This is a genomic window from Halalkalibacterium ligniniphilum (assembly GCF_000334155.1).
Taxonomy (GTDB): Bacteria; Bacillota; Bacilli; order Bacillales; family Bacillaceae_D; genus Halalkalibacterium; species Halalkalibacterium ligniniphilum.
In genome coordinates this window covers 1-3373 of sequence record NZ_ANNK01000015.1, presented here as the reverse complement: position 1 = coordinate 3373, position 3373 = coordinate 1, and the positions used below count along the sequence as shown (strand labels likewise).

General features: G+C 41.7%; 5 protein-coding genes. All 5 read right to left on the bottom strand.

What is annotated here, in order from left to right; translation table 11 throughout:
* Positions 1-329: 329 nt before the first annotated feature.
* Positions 330-641 (bottom strand): DUF3243 domain-containing protein, encoded by a 312-nt coding sequence (locus BLT_RS0101440; RefSeq protein WP_026104927.1) that lies wholly within the window; start codon positions 639-641, stop codon positions 330-332.
* A gap of 484 nt (positions 642-1125) precedes the next feature.
* On the bottom strand, positions 1126-1479 hold the full coding sequence (locus BLT_RS0101430; RefSeq protein WP_017726053.1) for a Na+/H+ antiporter subunit G: 354 nt from the start codon (positions 1477-1479) through the stop codon (positions 1126-1128).
* Positions 1472-1756: a Na(+)/H(+) antiporter subunit F1 gene (locus BLT_RS0101425; RefSeq protein ID WP_017726052.1), complete on the bottom strand. Its 285-nt coding sequence runs from the start codon at positions 1754-1756 to the stop codon at positions 1472-1474. Before BLT_RS0101425 ends, BLT_RS0101430 begins: the two co-directional genes overlap by 8 nt.
* Positions 1756-2232 carry a Na+/H+ antiporter subunit E gene (locus tag BLT_RS0101420; protein WP_017726051.1) on the bottom strand — a complete coding sequence of 159 codons (477 nt, stop codon included), beginning with the start codon at positions 2230-2232 and terminating at the stop codon, positions 1756-1758. Before BLT_RS0101420 ends, BLT_RS0101425 begins: the two co-directional genes overlap by 1 nt.
* A 60-nt stretch (positions 2233-2292) precedes the next feature.
* The coding region (locus BLT_RS0101415; RefSeq protein WP_017726050.1) for a proton-conducting transporter transmembrane domain-containing protein at positions 2293-3373 on the bottom strand (1081 nt) is incomplete at its 5' end.

Sequence of the window (3373 nt, the reverse complement as noted above, 5' to 3'; positions counted from 1 at the left end):
CCTCCTCTTGCTGTTTAATAACTTCCTTTACAATTTCATATTTTTTTTCGATGATTGTCTTCCCAATTATATGTAACTCCTCATTCATTGACTTGCTAGCCCCTTTATTTTAAGATAATCGAATCGGATGATTAGGCTATACCTTTTAGTCGACCGACGCTTACAGAACCTAATTGTTTTGTGCTGCTTCGTTTAGTGGCTGGTCTGTTGATGTTTACGTGTTGACGATATCTTTTGGATCGAGAGAGCTTAAAACGCACTGATCACAAACCAGCTACTATACTTGAAATTTGAAGTATAGTAGCTGGAGCAAGGTCTCCTTATCCTTTTTACTCGCTATCGACTAATTTGACTAGCATGTGGGCAAGCTTGTGGCGTTCTTCCTGATTCCCAACTTTCCAAAGCTCTTGAAGCAGCTGTTCCTCCCTGTTCTTCGGTTCTTCATGCTTTGCTAAATAATCTCCTACTTTCTCAGCTGTTTGGGCAAGCTGCTCTTCTTGTAAACCCATTTTTTTGCCCATCGCCATTTTGTCCTGAAGGTAGCCTTTGAAATGGTCAAAATCAGCAAGAATGCTTTCTTTTTTCTCCTCACTCATGCTGTCTAATGTCTTGTCTACTCTTTCTTCAGAATTCTCATTCATTGCCAATTTCAATTCCTCCTTTTAGTCTCCTCTTTAGATTGAATAACCTACATTTCCACAGTTGAAACCTTTAGTTGTAAAATAAGTGAATTTTTTTTAAGGAAGTAAGAAAGTAAGAAAGGGAATGAGCGTTGCTCCCTATCTCTTTAACCTTTTACTATTAAACGTTTTTAACTAGGCTCAAACTTCTTATTTTCACAACATTCTGCGATTTTCTTTTTAGATAATCATGCATTCTTACATCGTAAAACCTGTTTGTCCAAAAGCGATTTAAGGTAAACAATAAGTAAATCTTACGAAAGATGTCTTTCAAATGGCGAGAAACCAAAACAACAAAAACAACAACAATAATAATGGGAAGATGAGTGATGAGGAAGCAGGACGCAAAGGTGGAAGGGACGAACACAAAAGGGTCAGAGCAAAACTGCTCTGACCCTTTTGTCCCGGTGCAAAACGGCAACGACCCTTTTTGCCCTGACCCCCATTACGCTCGGCCTTTTTCACCTTTTTCCAATACTTCTTTTAAATCGTCTTGGACGGTTTCTTTTGTAAGTTCAACCTTAGAGCGATAGGCTGCTCGACAAATTAAATGACCAGCTACCGGGGCTGTCAAGAAAACGAAAAAGATTCCAAGGAGCAAACGAATGCTTAAAAATCCTTCAGCAAGCCAAAAGTAGAAAAACGTTCCGAGCAAGACACAAAGCACGCCTAATGTGGCACTCTTTGTCGCCGCATGGGAGCGCGTATACAAATCAGGTAATCGAATCAGCCCAAACGCGCTTAATAGGCTTAAGGCCGTTCCAATTAGAATTAAAATCGAGGCAATAACTTCACTCATCACGCTTGCGTTCAATGACAACACCCCTTTCAATAAATTTTGAAAAGGCAATCGTCCCAATAAAGGCGAGAATACCAATTAACAAAATCACCTCTAAAAAGGCATACGTGTTCATCACAATCGATAGGATAGCGACACCTGCAATCATGTTGATTCCAATCGTATCCAAGGCCATGACGCGATCTGGTGTAGAAGGCCCTTTAATGGCGCGGTAAAGCCCAACCACAATCGACAGAGACAAAAGCACGAGAGAAATGAACATTATGGTTTGAAACATTACCGTGTCACCTCCATAATTGCTTTCTCAAACATTTCCTTCGCTTTAATAACCACATCTCTTGATTCAGGAATATCCATGGCGTGGATGTAAAGAACATTTCCTTCAGGAGAAACTTCTAAAACGACGGAGCCTGGTGTGAGCGTTAGCAATAAGGATAACAGCGTTATTTCCCAATCACCTTTTAGTTCTGTCTCAAGGGAAAACACCCCAGGAGTAATGCTCAGCTTCGGTTGCAGCACCTGTTTGATAACAAGGACACTCGAAGAAATTAATTCTTTGATAAAAAGGATAAACAGCTTCACCACCGCGATGACCGTCTTCATATAAAAAGGGGTTGGAAAAAAACGACGTAAGCTATAAATAATCGCAATTCCCACTAGGAACCCAGATGTAAAGGTAAGGATGCTAAATTCATCCTGAAGATTCATCCACAAAAATGCGATGGCGAGATTAATTAAAACTTGAACGGGCAATTGGATCACCTCTCTGTCATTAAAATCTCGGGAAAAAGTACGATACAACGATGATCGATATTAAGAATCACCGTTAAGGACCGCTTCAATATATAGATTCGGGTTCATTAAGCCCTCCGCAGCTTGCTCCACATAAAGGTTGATGCCTTCTACACCCAAACCGAGGGCAATCGTCATGACGGTTAACAGACCAATTGGGAGCAGGAGCCCTGACGTTGTTCCCTTCTCCATGTCTAGACTGAGATTCGTTTCACCCCAAAAGCCATTCATGAATATTTTCATTAATGAATAAAGCACCATTAAGCTTGTGAGTAAACCAATACCTCCAAGCCAGTAGAGCCCTGCTTCAAAGGTTCCTTGTGTAATAAACACTTTGCCAATAAAACCACTTAACGGTGGAATTCCTGCTAGTGATAACGCAGCAATGAAGAACATCCAGCCTAACAATGGATGATTGCGGATGAGCCCACTTATTTCTTTCAGCTTGCTCGTGCCCACAAGCACAATCATTGTTCCTCCTAGAAGGAAAATGAGTGCTTTGACAATCATGTCATGAATCAGATAATAAATCGAACCAATAACTGCAGCCGACGTAAAGGCAGCGAGCCCTGAAAGAATTAAGCCAACAGCTACAATGACGTTATACGCTAAAATTTTTCGTATGTCCCAATAGGCCATTGCCCCGATGCCGCCTAACAACATCGTCAAGCCTGCCATGATTGCAATCAGCATGTGGGTAACTCCCGGTTCATGGTAAAACACGAGGGTGAACATACGAAAAATCGCATAGATCCCCACTTTGGTTAAAAGCGCCGCAAAAATCGCTGCTACGGCAGTTGGCGGAGCACTATAGGAGCCTGGTAGCCAATAATAGAGTAAGAGGCCCGCTTTTAGTCCAAAGACAATTAAGAATAATATTGCCACGGTTGTCAGCAATCCGTCTTGTCCAGCCTCAGCTACCCGTTGAGAGAGATGGGCCATATTTAACGTACCCATGATCGCGTACAAATAGGCAATCGCAACAAGAAACAGAAACGACGACAACACGTTAATAAGCACGTACTTAATCGACTCACGAAGCTGTACCCTTGTTCCCCCAAGCGTAATTAAAACGTAGGATGCAATCAGCATCACTTCAAAG